At 65.5% G+C, this 13,944-nt stretch carries 14 protein-coding genes and 1 pseudogene; 5 read left to right on the top strand and 10 right to left on the bottom strand.

The genetic code is table 11. From position 1 onward, the window contains the following. Positions 1-93: 93 nt before the first annotated feature. From ACODS5_RS02815 to ACODS5_RS02800, 4 genes are all read right to left on the bottom strand, one after another. Positions 94-1,242, bottom strand: a complete 1,149-nt coding sequence (locus ACODS5_RS02815) for a PQQ-dependent sugar dehydrogenase (RefSeq protein WP_489107851.1) — start codon at positions 1,240-1,242, stop codon at positions 94-96. A gap of 21 nt (positions 1,243-1,263) precedes the next feature. Continuing rightward, a complete protein-coding gene (locus tag ACODS5_RS02810; RefSeq protein WP_134693206.1) occupies positions 1,264-1,578 on the bottom strand; it encodes a hypothetical protein in 315 nt (104 codons plus the stop codon). A gap of 191 nt (positions 1,579-1,769) precedes the next feature. After that, positions 1,770-2,744 (bottom strand): agmatinase, encoded by a 975-nt coding sequence (gene speB, locus ACODS5_RS02805; RefSeq protein WP_134693207.1) that lies wholly within the window; start codon positions 2,742-2,744, stop codon positions 1,770-1,772. A 19-nt stretch (positions 2,745-2,763) separates the two neighbouring features. Beyond that, positions 2,764-3,843 (bottom strand): extracellular solute-binding protein, encoded by a 1,080-nt coding sequence (locus ACODS5_RS02800; protein WP_134693208.1) that lies wholly within the window; start codon positions 3,841-3,843, stop codon positions 2,764-2,766. Between the two features lie 102 nt (positions 3,844-3,945). On the opposite strand from ACODS5_RS02800, the gene ACODS5_RS02795 reads away from it, so the two are divergent. Further along, positions 3,946-4,848, top strand: coding sequence for a LysR family transcriptional regulator (locus tag ACODS5_RS02795; RefSeq protein WP_489107850.1), 903 nt, complete (start codon positions 3,946-3,948; stop codon positions 4,846-4,848). 36 nt (positions 4,849-4,884) lie between these two features. Here ACODS5_RS02795 and ACODS5_RS02790 read toward each other — a convergent pair whose 3' ends face one another. The 3 genes and pseudogenes from ACODS5_RS02790 to ACODS5_RS02780 form a co-directional block, all read right to left on the bottom strand. Beyond that, positions 4,885-7,299 (bottom strand): TonB-dependent receptor, encoded by a 2,415-nt coding sequence (locus ACODS5_RS02790; RefSeq protein WP_489107849.1) that lies wholly within the window; start codon positions 7,297-7,299, stop codon positions 4,885-4,887. A gap of 120 nt (positions 7,300-7,419) precedes the next feature. Beyond that, entirely contained in the window at positions 7,420-8,295 is an 876-nt protein-coding gene (locus ACODS5_RS02785; protein ID WP_256660308.1) for a FecR family protein, read from the bottom strand. Positions 8,296-8,299: 4 nt separating this feature from the next. Next, positions 8,300-8,806: pseudogene (locus ACODS5_RS02780) on the bottom strand (RNA polymerase sigma factor); the annotation flags it as partial. A 128-nt stretch (positions 8,807-8,934) separates the two neighbouring features. Between ACODS5_RS02780 and ACODS5_RS02775 the strand changes: the two are divergent. After that, a complete protein-coding gene (locus ACODS5_RS02775; RefSeq protein ID WP_489107848.1) occupies positions 8,935-9,405 on the top strand; it encodes an LEA/WHy family protein in 471 nt (156 codons plus the stop codon). Between the two features lie 3 nt (positions 9,406-9,408). Here ACODS5_RS02775 and ACODS5_RS02770 read toward each other — a convergent pair whose 3' ends face one another. Further along, a complete protein-coding gene (locus ACODS5_RS02770) occupies positions 9,409-10,335 on the bottom strand; it encodes a carbon-nitrogen hydrolase family protein (RefSeq protein ID WP_489107847.1) in 927 nt (308 codons plus the stop codon). A gap of 87 nt (positions 10,336-10,422) precedes the next feature. Here ACODS5_RS02770 and ACODS5_RS02765 point away from each other — a divergent pair, with 87 nt between their 5' ends. Then, positions 10,423-11,331, top strand: a complete 909-nt coding sequence (locus ACODS5_RS02765) for a LysR substrate-binding domain-containing protein (RefSeq protein ID WP_489108021.1) — start codon at positions 10,423-10,425, stop codon at positions 11,329-11,331. Between the two features lies 1 nt (position 11,332). Here ACODS5_RS02765 and ACODS5_RS02760 read toward each other — a convergent pair whose 3' ends face one another. Beyond that, complete coding sequence (locus tag ACODS5_RS02760; protein WP_134693215.1) at positions 11,333-11,596, bottom strand: hypothetical protein; 264 nt, start codon at positions 11,594-11,596, stop codon at positions 11,333-11,335. Between the two features lie 131 nt (positions 11,597-11,727). On the opposite strand from ACODS5_RS02760, the gene ACODS5_RS02755 reads away from it, so the two are divergent. Continuing rightward, positions 11,728-12,048: an ElaB/YgaM/YqjD family protein gene (locus tag ACODS5_RS02755; protein ID WP_134693216.1), complete on the top strand. Its 321-nt coding sequence runs from the start codon at positions 11,728-11,730 to the stop codon at positions 12,046-12,048. Between the two features lie 4 nt (positions 12,049-12,052). Here the strand turns inward: ACODS5_RS02755 and ACODS5_RS02750 are convergent, their stop codons facing one another. Continuing rightward, on the bottom strand, positions 12,053-12,670 hold the full coding sequence (locus ACODS5_RS02750) for a MiaE family protein (RefSeq protein ID WP_134693217.1): 618 nt from the start codon (positions 12,668-12,670) through the stop codon (positions 12,053-12,055). A 156-nt stretch (positions 12,671-12,826) separates the two neighbouring features. On the opposite strand from ACODS5_RS02750, the gene ACODS5_RS02745 reads away from it, so the two are divergent. Then, complete coding sequence (locus tag ACODS5_RS02745; protein WP_489107846.1) at positions 12,827-13,690, top strand: universal stress protein; 864 nt, start codon at positions 12,827-12,829, stop codon at positions 13,688-13,690. Positions 13,691-13,944 lie beyond the last annotated feature (254 nt).

Genomic DNA, 13,944 nt, shown 5'->3' with positions numbered 1-13,944 from the left:
CGCCATTCCGGCATCAAGCCGCGCCCCCACGCACCGCAGGAGCCAGCCTCGCTGGCGAACCAGGCAACACCAGCGCCTGGAGTTACGACCCCATCAGCCCTGTTTCAATCCCACCTTCAACAACACCCCATCCTTGTCATCGGTCAGCACATACAGATACCCGTCCGGCCCCACCCGCACATCGCGGATGCGCGCTTTCAGCTCACCCAGCAGGCGCTCTTCATGCACCACCTTGTCGCCCTCGAGCTGCAGGCGAATCAGCTCCTGGGTGGCCAGGGCGCCGATGAACAGGTTATGGTCCCACGCCTTGAACGTCGGGCTGTCGTAGAACGCCATGCCACTGATGCCCGGCGACTTCTCCCATACATGGTGCGGGTCGACCATGCCCTGGACATGCTTGCCCTTGGCCTCGGGGATCGGCAGCAACGAGTAGTTGATGCCATGGGTGGCGATCGGCCAACCGTAGTTCTTGCCCGGTGCCGGGATGTTGATCTCGTCGCCGCCACGCGGGCCGTGCTCATGGGTCCACAGCTTGCCGGTCCAGGGGTTGAGCGCCGCGCCCTGCTGGTTGCGATGACCGAGCGACCAGATCTCGGGGCGCACCTGGTCGCGGCCAACGAAGGGATTGTCCTTGGGCACTTCGCCATCGGGCAGGATCCGCACGATCTTGCCCTGCAGCTTGTCCAGGTCCTGGGCGGTGGCGCGCTGATTGTTCTCGCCCAGGGCGATGAACAGGTAACCCTCACGGTCGAACACCAGGCGCGAGCCGAAATGGTTACCCTCGGAAAGCTTGGGCAACTGGCGGAAGATCACCGTGAAGTTCTCCAGCCGTGCCTGGTCCTGGGACAGCTGCCCACGGCCCACGGCAGTTCCGGCCTTGCCATCCTCGCCCGCCTCGGCGAACGACAGGTACACCGTGCGGTCCTGGGCGAACTCTGGCGACAGCACCACATCGAGCAAGCCGCCCTGCCTTTCGGCCCATACTTTGGGCACGCCAGACAGTGGCGGGCCGACCTTGCCCTCGGCGCTGACGATGCGCAGGTTGCCTGGGCGCTCGGTCACCAGGATGGACTTGCCATCCGGCAGGAACGCCAGGGCCCAAGGGTTGCGCAGGCCATTGGCGAGGGTGCTGACGCTCAGCTGGCCCTCCTCGCTGGGCAAGGTCTGCTCGGGGGCGGCCTGGGCCAGCAGTGGCAACAGGCCGGCGGCAGCCAGGGTGATCAACCAGGTGCGTGGCGTCATGCTCGGATCCTTCGCAGGGGCTCACGGCACGCGTTGCGAGTCGCGCGGTGGCCGGGTGGGTTGCAGGTTCGGGGTCTGTTGCTCGCGGCGCAGGTTTTCGCCGTTGCCGATGCCGCGGTTGTCCAGGGTAGGTGGGCGCGGGTTGGGCTGGGTGGACGGGCCGCGCACGGGCGGCGCAGCCGGCACGCTGCCCTGACGGCTGTTGGGGTTGGCCCGCATGATCGGGCTGTTGTAGGGGTTGTTGCTGTCGTTGGCGGCCAATGGTGGCAACGGCGCAGCCTGGAGCGGCAGGGCCAGCAACAGGCCGAGGGCCAGGGTTGGCAGTGTGGCGTTCATGCTTCACCTCCGGTACGAAAAGGCGCGCTCCAGGGTTGGATAGCCTAAGGCGCGCAGGGTTCGACGCAAAGGTGGCAATCCGCGTGGAGATGATTCCTGATGTTTCAGTATGGCTCCTCGTAGTGCTTGGAGCGGGCGTTCCCCGCGATGACCCAGGCCCAATCGGGCCTTGTCGCGGGGCAAGTCACCTCTCACCCTTGCGCTAGGTGCTTGTCGACCTTGTGCCGGGCGGCATACAGGCACAGCATCTCCATTGCCAAGGTCGCCCCGGCCAGCGCGGTGATATCGGCATGGTCGTAGGCCGGCGCCACCTCCACCAGGTCCATGCCCACCAGGTTGATCCCGCGCAGGCCGCCGAGGATCTCCAGCGCCTGCACCGTGCTCAGCCCGCCGCACACCGGCGTGCCGGTACCTGGGGCGAAGGCTGGGTCGAGACAGTCGATATCGAAGGTCAGGTACACCGGCATGTCCCCCACCCGCGCGCGGATCGCCGCGATGATCGCCTCGGTGCCCTGGCGGTGCACCTGGCGCGCATCGAGGACGGCGAAGCCCTGGCTGTCGTCGTTGGTGGTGCGCAGGCCGATCTGCACCGAGCGTGCCGGGTCCACCAAACCTTCGCGCGCGGCATGCCAGAACATGGTGCCGTGGTCGATGCGCTGGCCCTCCTCGTCCGGCCAGGTATCGCTGTGGGCGTCGAAGTGGATCAGCGCCAGCGGGCCGTGGCGCCGGGCGTGGGCCTTGAGCAGCGGGTAGCTGATGAAGTGATCGCCACCGAGGGTGAGCATCGCGCAGCCGGCCTCGAGGATGCGCTCGGCATGGGCCTCGATGCTGGCTGGGACCGAGGCCGGGGTACCGCTGTCGAAGGCGCAGTCGCCGTAATCAATCACCGCCAGTTGGTCGAACGGGTCGAATGTCCACGGCCAATGGCGGGCCCAGGCCTGTTGCACCGAGGCGGCGCGGATCGCCCGCGGCCCGAAGCGCGCGCCCGGGCGGTTGCTGGTGGCGGTGTCGAACGGCACGCCGCTGACCACCACGTCGACACCGCGCAGATCGCGGCTATAACGGCGCCGGGAAAAACTGGTGATGCCAGCGTAGGTGCTCTCGGCGGCGGTGCCGTAGAGGCTGTCACGGGTGATGGCCTGGTCGTTGTTTTGGGCGAGGTCCACGGTTGCGCTCCTGTGGTGGTCATTGGCGGCTGCGGAAAGTGGTCCACAGGCGATTGCGCTGGCGCAGGTCGGCCAGCGCCATGCTGCGGTCGGCGAACAGGCGCTGGCGCACCGTGGCCGGGGGGTAGATGTCCGGGTCGTCGCGGATGGCCTCGTCCACCAGCGGCGTGGCCGCCTGGTTGGCATTGGCGAAGAACAGCGTGTTGGTCAGTGCCGCCACCGATTCGGGGCGCAGCATGAAGGCGATGAAGGCCCGGGCAGCCTCGGGATGCGGGGCGTCCTTGGGGATCACCAGGTTGTCCTGCCAGACCAGGGTGCCTTCGCGGGGAATGCGGTAGATCAGCGCGAACGGCTTGCCGGCGCGGCGCGCCTGGTCGGCGGCCATGGCGGCGTCGCCGTTGTAGGTCAACGCCAGGCACACGCTGCCATTGGCCAGGTCGTTGATCTGCCGGCCGTTGGCCACGTAGCTGATCGACGGCTGCAGTTGCATCAGCAGTTGCTGCGCCGCATCCAGGTCAGCCTTGCTCTGGCTGTACGGGTCCTTGCCCAGGTAGTTCAGGGCCACCCCAATCACCTCCTGGGGCGAGTCGGGCATGGCGATGCCGCAATCTTTCAGACGGCTGGCATATTCAGGCTTGAACAACAGGTCGAGGCTGTCCAGTGGCACTTCGCCCAGGCGCTGGCGCACCGCCTCGACGTTAACCCCCAGGCCCAGGGTGCCCCAGGTGTAGGGCACGGCATGGCGATTGCCCGGGTCGGCCTCGGCCAGCTTGGCCAGCAGGTCAGGGTCGAGGTTGGCATAGCCTGCCATCGCCTGTGCCTGCAGCGGCTGCAAGGCGCCGGCCTTGAGCGCGCGGGCCAGCACCGTGGCCGAGGGTACCACCACGTCATAGCCGCTGCCGCCGGTCAGCAGCTTGGTTTCCAGCACCTCGGTGGTGTCAAAGGTGTCGTAGCGGACCTTGTAGCCGGTTTCCTGCTCGAAGCGCTCGAGGGTCTGCGGGGCGACATAGTCGGCCCAGCTGTACAGGTTGACGACTTTCTCCTCGGCCTGCAGCGGCAGGGCGATCAGCAGTGGCAGCAGGCACAACGTTCGACGCATGGCGGGCACCTCGGTTTGGGGGTGGGTGCCGCCAGCATGCCGGCCGGGTTACATTGCAAAAATGGCAACTTTGCAAAGCTGACATTCATCGGGAGCAATGTGATGCTGGGACAACTGCACGACCTCGACCTACACCTGCTGCGGCTGTTCGTCACTGTAGTCGAGGCCGGCGGCTTCAGCGCAGCCCAGGGCGTGCTGGGGCTCAGCCAGCCGAGCATCAGCCAGCAGATGGCCAATCTGGAGACACGCCTGGGCTATCGCCTGTGCAGCCGCGGTAAAGGTGGCTTTCGCCTGACGGAAAAGGGCGCGCAGTTATTGCAGGCGACCCGTGGCCTGTTGCTGCAGATCGAGCAGTTCCGCCAGCAGGCCAACGGCGTGGCCGGGCGCCTGCTGGGCACGTTGCGCATCGGCCTGGCGGAGAACCAGGATGGGCCTGTGACCCTGTGTATCGCCCAGGCCATAGCACGGTTTCGCCAGCGCGAGGAGTCGGTACAGCTGGAGCTGACCTGCGCCCCGCCCGCCGAGTTGGAACGCCTGTTGTTGGAGCAGCGCCTGGATTGCGCCATCAGCTATTTTTCCGGTAACCAGGCGGCGTTCGACTACCGGCCGTTGTTCGAGGAGCGCCAACGCCTGTACTGCGGCAAGGGCCACGCGCTGTTCCAGGCCGCCGAGGTGAGCCGCGCGCAATTGCTCGATGCCGACCAAGTGCGCCATCCCTACCGCTTTCTGAAACAGGGTGAACCCTTCCAGAGCCGGCGCAGCATGGCCTTGGCCGAGCAGATCGACAGCGCCTTGACCTTCATCCTCTCTGGCCGGCACATCGGTTACCTACCCTGCCACTGCGCCGCGCCATGGGAGGCCCAGGGCTGGTTGCGGGCGTTGGACCCCGCGCTGGATTTCAGCGTGCCCTTCACCCTGGCCCGACACCGCGGCCAGGCGCCCGGGGAAGCCATGCTGGCGTTCATCGAGGACCTGGGCGCAGCATTTGCCGAGCGTGGGCGTTAGCTTGGGGCAAGCCCGCCGATCAACCCGCGCCCATGCTCAATAGACGAGGTTCCAGGTCAAGGTGTAGGTCCGCCCACGGCCCTGGTAGTCGTACAGGTAAGCCGGCCCGTAAGTCGGCGCGTAGAACAGCGTCGCCCGTTGGCCCCACACCGTGCTGTACTGCTTGTCGAACAGGTTTTGCACACCGGCGCTGAAGGTGCCGAAGCCGGTCTCCTGACTGCCCAGCAGATCAAAGGTGGTGTAGCCGTCGATCTGGTGATGGGCATCGTCGCGCAGGGTGAAGGCATGATTGGCCTGCAACCGCGCCGTGCGGCCATCGCCCTTCCAGCCGACGAAGGCGGTGGCCTTGGACAGCGAGGCATAGCGGGCGTCGCGCTTGATCCAGTCGCCGTCGGCGTCCTCCTCTTGCGAGCGCACCAGGTGCATGGTGCCTCCGGCCTCCCAACCGTTGTGCAAATAGCGAGTCAATGCCCCTTCGAAGCCGAAATCACGACGTTTCTGCTCCTCGACATCGATGGTCAGGGTGGCGGAATCGACATTGATGACCTTGTCCGACCAGATGTAGTACAGCGCCGCCTGGGCGTTCCAGTCCAGGTCGGCATAGCGCCAGCCCAGCTCCACCTGGCGGCTCTTGATCCCGGCCAGCGGGTTGTCGCCCACCGATAGGCCCGGCTTGCCGTAGTACTTGGCCGGGTCGGGCAATTCGAAGCCTTCGCCGTAGTTGCTCCATACCTGGTGACCGTTCTTGAAGTCGTAGATGGCGCCGAGGTTGTACAGGTTCACCTGGTAGTCGTTGCTGCCGCCTGGCACGCTCTTGAAGTCGCTGACCTGGACATCCATCTGCTGGCGGCGGGCGCCACCGGACAGGGTCAGGTTGTCGGTGGCGTGCCAGTCGAGCTGGCTGTAGAACGACACGCCATCGACCCGGTAGCTGGGGTAGCGCGGCGCCTTGCTGGCCTTGTCCAGGTCCAGGCCGCCGCTTGCAGACGAGACTCGTGCATCGAAGGTGGTCTGCTCGGCGTTGAAGCGCTCGCGGTCGAAGTCGACACCGTAGGTCAGCTTGAGGGTATCCCACTGCTTGGCGAACAGTGCCTTGAGGCTGGAAACCTCGAAGTTCTGCTGCGACGCGGCGAAGTACACGCCGCGCGAACCGGTAGGCTTGCCGGTGTTGTAGTAGGGGAACGGGTAGAAGTTGTCGTTTTCCTTGCGGTACGAGGCCTGCAGGTAGAAGTCCTGGCCGAGCAGGTCGCGGTGGTGGTAATTGGCGTTGAGCAGCAAGCGTCGGGTACGCGGCTGCAGGTCGGATGAATAACCGCCGCGCAGCTCGGCGTTTTCAAGGTCCGAGGGCGCGTTGTGACGCAGGTTGGGGAAGTAGATGCCGGTGCTGCCATGGTTGCCGGAGTCGTAGTACTGGGCCAGCAGGTCCAGGCTCTGTTCATCGCTCAGGGTCAGGCCCAGGGTACCGAGCAGGTCGAGGCTGCGGTTGTACTGCAGGTCGGTCTGGGTGTTGTCGATGAAGATCTGCTCGCCGGCACCGTCGTAGAACGCCTCGTTCTGCTCGCCGGAAATCCCCAGGCGGGCATTGATCCGCTCGTTGCCGCCGCTGATCGACTGGGCGATACGGGTCGACAGGTCATCGCTGTTGTTGAAACCACTGCTGGCGCCCAACTGGGTTTCGAAACGTAGCGGGCCCGCCTCGCCCTTCTTGGTGACGATGTTGATGATCCCGCCGGTGGCGCCACCACCGTAGATGGCGCTGGCCCCGGACAGCACCTCGACCCGCTCGACGTTGAACGGGGAAATGCTGTCGAACTGCCGCGACAGGCCGCGGGAGCTGTTCTGGCTCACACCGTCGATCATCACCAGCACTTCACGACCGCGCATGTTCTGGCCGTAGTTGGTACGCCCTTCCGGCGCCAGGTCCAGGCCTGGCACCAGCTTGCCGATAGCCTCCTTGAGGCTGACGCCGCTGTCGATCTGCTCGCGCAACTGCTGCTGGTCGACCACCCAGACCGTACCGGGGATCTCGCTGATCGCGGTGCTGGTGCGCGATGCCACGCTGACCTCGATAGGCTTGAGGTTGACACTCTGCGGCGGCGCGACGCGGCGCAGGGTGACCGTGCGCGCGTCGTTGAACTGGTAGCTGACGCCGCTGCCAGCCAGCAAGGATTGCAACGCCTGCTCCAGGCTGTAGCTGCCGCTGAGCGCCGGCGCCTGCAGGTCGGCCACGTCCGAGGTGGTGTAGAGCAGGTGCAGCCCGGCCTGGTCGGCGAATGTGGTGAGGGCCTGGTCCAGCGGCTGAGCCGGCAGCTCGAGCCTGACCTGGCGGGCCTGGGCGCTGCCAGCGGGGGCGTCGGTGGCGGCCTCGACCAGCGGCGGCCCGGCCAGGGAGGCCAGGGCAGTGCAGGACAGCAAGGCATGTTTGAAGCGGTGCGGGAGCGTAGCCTTCACGAAAGAGCTTCCAGACAGTCGGAGGAAAGAGGGTTGGCTGATCAGTGCCCCTACGACGATCTGGCTGAGATGAACTTGCAGTGGTAAATGAAAAAAATTTCGATTGCCGACTCGCAGGGCTCAGTACACCACCGCCAGGAACGGCAGGTAGGTGACTTTCAACCCGTAGCGTTGTTCGAGGGTGCGCAACAGCGCATGGGGGTCGTCGAGATCGAACACGCCGCTGACTTCCAGGGCCGCGAGCTGATGGTCGGGAATCACGATACGGCCATGCTGGTAGCGCTCAAGCTCCGCCAGCACCTGGCCTAGCGGCTTGCCGTTGAAGATCAGCTTGCCGCGCTGCCAGGCCGTGCGGGTACCGGCATCCGGCGCAGGTTGCAGGGCTTGGCCGGCCACTTGCGCCTGGCCTTCGGCCAACAGTACCTGGTCACCGCCGGGTTGCCGGCGCACGCTGAACACTGCAGCGTTGCCGGTCACCGGCGCGCCTGCGGCCTGCACCACGAACGGGCGTGGGTCGGCGACCGTCTCGAACAGCGCCTCGCCCGCCTCCAGCACGACCTTGCGCTCATGTTCGCTGTAAACCACCGACAAGGCGCTGGCGCTGTTGAGCGTGACCCGCGAACCGTCGGCCAGGGTCAGGCTGTAACGCTGGCCGACAGCCGTGTGGTAATCCGCCCGCCAGGCTGGCACCTGCTGCCAGGCTACATAGCCGGCCATGCACAGCACCAGCGACGCGGCAATCGCCGATAGCCGCCGCCACGGCCGCGCTGGTGCCGGGCGAGCCTTGGCGGTCGAGGTGTGGCCCAGGTCTCGCCACAGCGCCTCGGCCTCAGCCGCCGCCTCTGCATGCGCCCGGCTCAACTGGCACCAGCGCTGGTAGCGCGCGCGATCGGCGGCCGTGGCATTGCCCGCGTGCAGCAACACCTGCCAGTCGAGGGCATCGTCGGACAGCGCACTGAGGGGTTGGCAGTTGGGCATGGCGTGGGCTTCAGTCATGGTTGTGCTTGAGCCAGTCACGGCAATGGCGCAGGGCCTGGCCGATGTATTTTGCCACCATGCTCTCGGAAACGCCCAGCCGTTGCGCGATCTGCGCCTGGGTCAGGCCTTCGACACGGTTGAGCAACAGCGCCTGGCGGGCATTGCGGGGCAGTTGCAACAACGCCTCGTCGAGGATCTGCAGGCGCTCATGGGCCAGCAACGCGGCCTCTGGCGGTGGCGCCGGGCAGGCCAACGCGGTAGCGCCATCGCTGTCCTCGTGGCTGGCCGCCAGGCGCTGCTCGCGGCGCAGGGCATCGATGGCCAGGTTGCCGGCCACGCGGAAGATGAAGCTGCGCGCATGCAGCACCTGCACCGCCTGGCCGTCGACCTTGACCAGCTTGAGGTAGGTTTCCTGGGCGACATCGGCGGCGCGCTGGCGGTCGCTCATGCGCCGGGTCAGGAACTGCAACAGGTCGTCGTAGTGCTCCTGGAAACTGGCCAGCAGCCCGGACACGGGAGAGATCGCCATGGGTAGAGATCGGGAAGAGTTATCGGTCGTTAATGAGAAACAGTATCTTTCATATAGGGCCATACTTTCAACGCCGCTGGGTATTTGCCACACTGCCAGCTCGCCCGTGAGCCGAGACCGTCATCGCCATGTTCGTCCGCTGCTGCCTGATCCTGCTGTTGTGCCTGGGCTTGAACGCCTGCGCGCTGTTCCACAACCGCGATCCGCTGACGATCAGCGTGATCGGCATCGATCCCCTGCCCGGCCAGGACCTGGAGCTGCGCATGGCGGTGAAGATCCGCGTGCAGAACCCCAACGAGGCGCCCGTGGATTTCAACGGCATCGCCTTGAACCTGGAGGTCAACGATCAACCCCTGGCCGCCGGCGTGAGCGACCAGCGCGGGCACATCGGCCGTTACGACGAGGCGGTGCTCGTGGTGCCGGTGAGCATCACCGCCTTCGCCTTCCTGCGCCAGGCCTATGGCCTGAGCCGGGTCGAGTCGCTACAAGGCCTGCCTTATGTGCTGCGCGGCAAGCTTGCCGGTGGCCCGCTGGGCACGGTGCGCTTCACCGACAAGGGCAAGCTCGACCTGCCCGGCCCGACACAGGCCGGCTGGTAGCGGTCAGTCGGCGACGAAACGCACGCCCGGGCGGGCGCGCTCGTCCACGCACAGCTCGAACACATCTGGCCGCGCATAGTGGCCGACCACGTCGAAATCGTAGCGGGCCTGCACCAGTTGCGCGGTATCGACCTCGGCGGTCAATAGCCCGCGCGTGGCCACCAGGGGCCCTGCCAATACCTCGCCCAGCGGGCCGACGATCACGCTGCCGCCATTGATCAGCGGCCGCTCGGCGGGCCAATTGGGCACGTCCAGGCCCAGGACCACCGGCGAGTCCTGCACCTGGCAGGCGCTGATGACGAAACAGCGCCCTTCAGCGGCGATGTGGCGCATGCTCACCTGCCACAGGTCCCGCTCGTCGACGGTCGGCGCACACCACAGCTGCACGCCCTTGGCGTACATCGCGGTACGCAGCAGCGGCATGTAGTTCTCCCAGCACACCGCGGCGCCGAGACGCCCGGCGCGGCTGTCCACCACCGCCAGCGTCGAGCCGTCGCCCTTGCCCCAGATCAACCGCTCGGTACCGGTGGGCATCAGCTTGCGGTGCTTGGCCACCAGACCTGCCTCCGGCTCGAAGAACAGCACAGTGCAATACAAGGTGTTGCCACTGCGCTCGATGACCCCGAGTACCAGGCTTGCGCCGGTCCGTGCCGAAAGCTGCGCCAGTGCGTCGGTCTCGGCGCCTGGTACGTCGATGGCGTTGGCAAAGTAGCGGGCAAAGGCCTCGCGGCCCTCGGGCAGGCGATAGCCCAGTTGCGTGCCGAAACCCTCGCCTTTCGGGTACCCCCCCAGCAACGCTTCGGGCATCACCACCAGGCTGGCGCCGCTGTCGCGAATGGCCTGTTCATAGCCAATGATCTGTTCCAGGGTGGCGGCCTTGCCTTCAGGCAACGAGCCGATCTGCAGCGCGGCGACGATGGACTTGGGCATTTCTCGAGACTCCAGTCAGGGTAAAGGTCTGGTAGATTCTCCAGCGCGCTGCACTCATGAATAAAGCCCACTTCACTACTGAATGATATTGACCTTATGAATATCATCGACATCGACCTGAACCTGCTGAAAGTCTTCGAAGCACTGCATGACGAAGGGGGCGCAAGCCGCGCCGCCTTGCGCCTGGGCCTGACCCAGTCAGCGGTCAGTGCCGCCCTGCGCCGCCTGCGCCAGGTGTATGACGACCCGCTGTTCGTGCGCACCGGCCGCGGCCTGAGCCCGACCCTGCGCGCCAACCAGCTCAAGCCGCTGATCAGCGAGGCTTTGGGCAAGTGCAGGCAAAGCCTGGCGTTGCTCGACCCCGAAGCCAATCACTTCGAGGGCCGGTCGCTGAGCCTGGGGCTATCGGACGATTTCGAAATCGCCTACGGCCAGGCCCTGATCGCCGCGGTACGCCGGCAGGCCCCGGGGCTGCGCCTGATCTTTCGCCAGACCCACAGCCAGATCGTCGCGCAGGGCTTGCTGGAGCGCAGCCTGGACCTGGCGCTGACCTCGGGCGGCTTTGCCCAGCGCCTGCTCAGCCGCGTGGTGCTCGGCGACGGTGACTACCAGTGCCTGGTCGATCCGACTAGCCTGGCGCCCGGTCAGGCACAGCTGAGCCTCGACGCCTTCGTCGAACGGGAACAGATCCTGGTGTCGTCTGGTGGTTTCGTGGGGATTGTCGACGAAGCCCTGGCCGCCGTGGGCAAGCATCGCACGATTTGCGCGGCCACCAGCCATTTTGCCGCGCTAGGGCACTTGCTCAAGGGCACCCGTTATCTGGCCACCCTGCCCAGCCATGCGGCCAGGGCGATTGCCGCCAATGCCGGGCTGCGGGTACTGCCCTGCCCACTGGCGCTGCCACGCTACCCGATCGAGCTGGGCTGGCGCAGCAGCGGGCCGCTGGACCCGCTGGTGGAGCGAGTGCGTGCGGCGGTGCTGGAGGTGTTCGCCTGACTCAGCGGTTGTTGCTGGCGGCGGCCATCATCTTGTTGACCTCGCTGCGCACCAGATTGGTGAACTCTGGTGGCGACATGCCCTCGAGTTCGGCGCGCACCCATTCCGCCCATTTGCCTTTGCGCCGCGGCTTCTCGGCGATCAAGCGCGCCGCCTCGCCCTTGGCCTTGCCCAGGTTGCTCTGCCAAAACTCGAACAAGCGGGACTTCTCCGCCTCGATCTGCGCCCGTTCCTGGAAGCTCAAATTGGCCAGATTGAAACTCATGGGGGTAATACCTGCCGCTGGAAATGGCCGCTATCTTACACTGTAGGGCCAGGCCACCGGAACGCCGCTGCAACTTTCCCGGCGCCGTGGCATCCACTGTTCAACTCCCTACCCTTCACGAGGATGTGTACATGGCCAGGAAAAACGCCGCGCAAGCCGACAGCGACCAGATCAAGGACCAGGTGTTCAGCGAACTGCAGGCATTGATCGAGGAGTCGGAACGGCTGCTCAGCGACAGCGCTTCATTGGTCGGCGAGGATGCCGATACTCTGCGCGCGCAACTGGGCCTGAAGCTGCGCCAGGCCCGCGACGCCACCAGTCGCCTGGGCCAGAAGGCCCAGCCTGTAGTCGAGGCGACCCAGCAATACATCGGCGGGCACCCCTGGCAGACCGTGGCAGTGTCCGCCGGTTTCGGCCTGGTGGTTGGCCTGCTGCTGGGGCGTCGCCAGTAATCAGCTAGGCGGCCAGGGCCTGCGGAATACCGCTGTGGAAACGCAGTTCCTGGTCGGGTGAGCTGATCAGCTCGGCCTCCGCTTCACGCACCAAGTCGACGACCCGGGCGATATCCGCTACATCACCGTACTGGTGGGCCAGCTTCAGGTAGCCCTGGTAATGCCGCGCCTCGCTCTTGAGCAGGCCGTGGTAGAAGGTGCCGAGCTCTTCGTCCAAATGCGGTACCAGGGCGGCGAAGCGCTCGCAGCTGCGCGCCTCGATGAAGGCGCCGACCACCAAGGTGTCCACCAGCTTGACCGGCTCATGGGCCCGCACCAGACGTCGCAGGCCTGAGGCATAGCGCCCGGCCGACACCGGCCGCAGCGGCACGCCACGGCGCTTCATCAGGCGCAGCACCTGCTCATGGTGCACCAGCTCTTCACGGGCCAGGCGCGACATCATGTTGATCAGATCGAGGTGGGTGTTGTACTTGGCGATCAGGCTCAGCGCCGTGCTGGCGGCCTTGAACTCGCAATTCTTGTGATCGATCAACAGGGTTTCCTGGTCGGCCAGGGCGGCCTCGATCCAGGCATCGGGGGTACGGCAACCCAGGAAGGCGTCGATTTCAGGAATCAGGGACATGACACTCGCAACCACACAGGACATCGGCAGGGTCGGCGATTATACCGGCGACGGCGCCCTGTGCCAGTGGCTATGCTTGATACATATCAAGCGGCAGGCGGAGCAGCGCCGTCTATAGTCAGGCATTGGCCGCCATTCTGAAGGGAGTTCATGCCCATGCAAGCCGTTCGCAGCATCCTTGTCGTCCTCGACCCCGAGCATGCCCACAGCCGCGCCCTGACCCGGGCCAAGCTGATTGCCGGGGTGACCGGCGCGCGCCTGCACCTGCTGATGTGCGACAAGAAGCAGGACCATGATGCGCTGCTCAGCTTGCTCAGCAGCCAGTTGCACGACGATGGCTACGACAACGTCACCCATCAGCAGCATTGGGAGGACAACCTGCACAAATCGATCATCCATGTGCAGCAGGCCGAGGGTTGTGAGCTGGTGATCAAGGAGCATCGCCCCGACAACCCGCTGCGCAAGGCATTGTTGACGCCCAGTGACTGGAAACTGCTGCGCGAATGCCCTTGCGCAGTGCTGATGGTCAAGAGCGAACGGCCCTGGACGGGAGGCAAGATCCTGGCCGCTGTGGATGTCGGTAACCAGGACGAAGCCCATCGCCTGTTGCATGCCAGTATCATCGACCATGGCTATGACATTGCCAGCCTGGCCAAAGGCGAGCTGCATGTGATCAGTGCCCACCCCTCGCCCATGCTGTCGGCGGCTGACCCGGTCTACCAGCTCACGGAGACCATCGAACAACGCTATCGAGAGGCCTGCAAGGCGTTCCAGGCGGAGTTCGATATCAGTGATGATCGCCTGCACATCGCTGAAGGGCCGGCAGATGTGTTGATTCCGCATACCGAGAAGAAACTCGATGCCGCTGTGACCATTGTCGGCACTGTGGCGCGGACCGGCATCTCTGGGGCGCTGATCGGCAATACCGCAGAGGTGGTGCTGGACTCGCTGGAAAGCGATGTGCTGGTGCTCAAGAGCGAAGAGGCCAAGGTGCATCTGGCCGAGTTGGCGCGGGGCTGAAAGTCACGACGCGTCCCTCTGTAGGCGGCCTCGTGTCGCGATCGGGCGCGCAGCGGCCGTAGTCCAGGCCACGCGAATTTCCTGGAGGACCGAGGCTGCAGGTTTTGCGGCCGCTGCGCGCCCGATCGCGACACAAGGCCGCTCCTACAGGGAGCGCACAGTATTTTTGCGCCACAAAGACAAAACCCCTACCTGCTCGCGCAGATAGGGGTTTTGCGAAATGAATCTTGACGATGACCTACTCTCACATGGGG

The sequence above is a fragment of the Pseudomonas sp. FG47 genome, from assembly GCF_057809115.1.
This window is presented reverse-complemented; position numbering and strand designations above follow the sequence as displayed.

Coding starts and splice junctions, on each gene's coding strand:
- ACODS5_RS02755 (WP_134693216.1), top strand. CDS start 11,728: ATGGCCAGGAAAAACGCCGCGCAAGCCGACAGCGACCAGATCAAGGAC.
- ACODS5_RS02775 (WP_489107848.1), top strand. CDS start 8,935: ATGTTCGTCCGCTGCTGCCTGATCCTGCTGTTGTGCCTGGGCTTGAAC.
- ACODS5_RS02750 (WP_134693217.1), bottom strand. CDS start 12,670: ATGTCCCTGATTCCTGAAATCGACGCCTTCCTGGGTTGCCGTACCCCC.
- ACODS5_RS02745 (WP_489107846.1), top strand. CDS start 12,827: ATGCAAGCCGTTCGCAGCATCCTTGTCGTCCTCGACCCCGAGCATGCC.
- ACODS5_RS02815 (WP_489107851.1), bottom strand. CDS start 1,242: ATGACGCCACGCACCTGGTTGATCACCCTGGCTGCCGCCGGCCTGTTG.
- ACODS5_RS02800 (WP_134693208.1), bottom strand. CDS start 3,843: ATGCGTCGAACGTTGTGCCTGCTGCCACTGCTGATCGCCCTGCCGCTG.
- ACODS5_RS02785 (WP_256660308.1), bottom strand. CDS start 8,295: ATGACTGAAGCCCACGCCATGCCCAACTGCCAACCCCTCAGTGCGCTG.
- ACODS5_RS02810 (WP_134693206.1), bottom strand. CDS start 1,578: ATGAACGCCACACTGCCAACCCTGGCCCTCGGCCTGTTGCTGGCCCTG.
- ACODS5_RS02795 (WP_489107850.1), top strand. CDS start 3,946: ATGCTGGGACAACTGCACGACCTCGACCTACACCTGCTGCGGCTGTTC.
- ACODS5_RS02760 (WP_134693215.1), bottom strand. CDS start 11,596: ATGAGTTTCAATCTGGCCAATTTGAGCTTCCAGGAACGGGCGCAGATC.
- ACODS5_RS02770 (WP_489107847.1), bottom strand. CDS start 10,335: ATGCCCAAGTCCATCGTCGCCGCGCTGCAGATCGGCTCGTTGCCTGAA.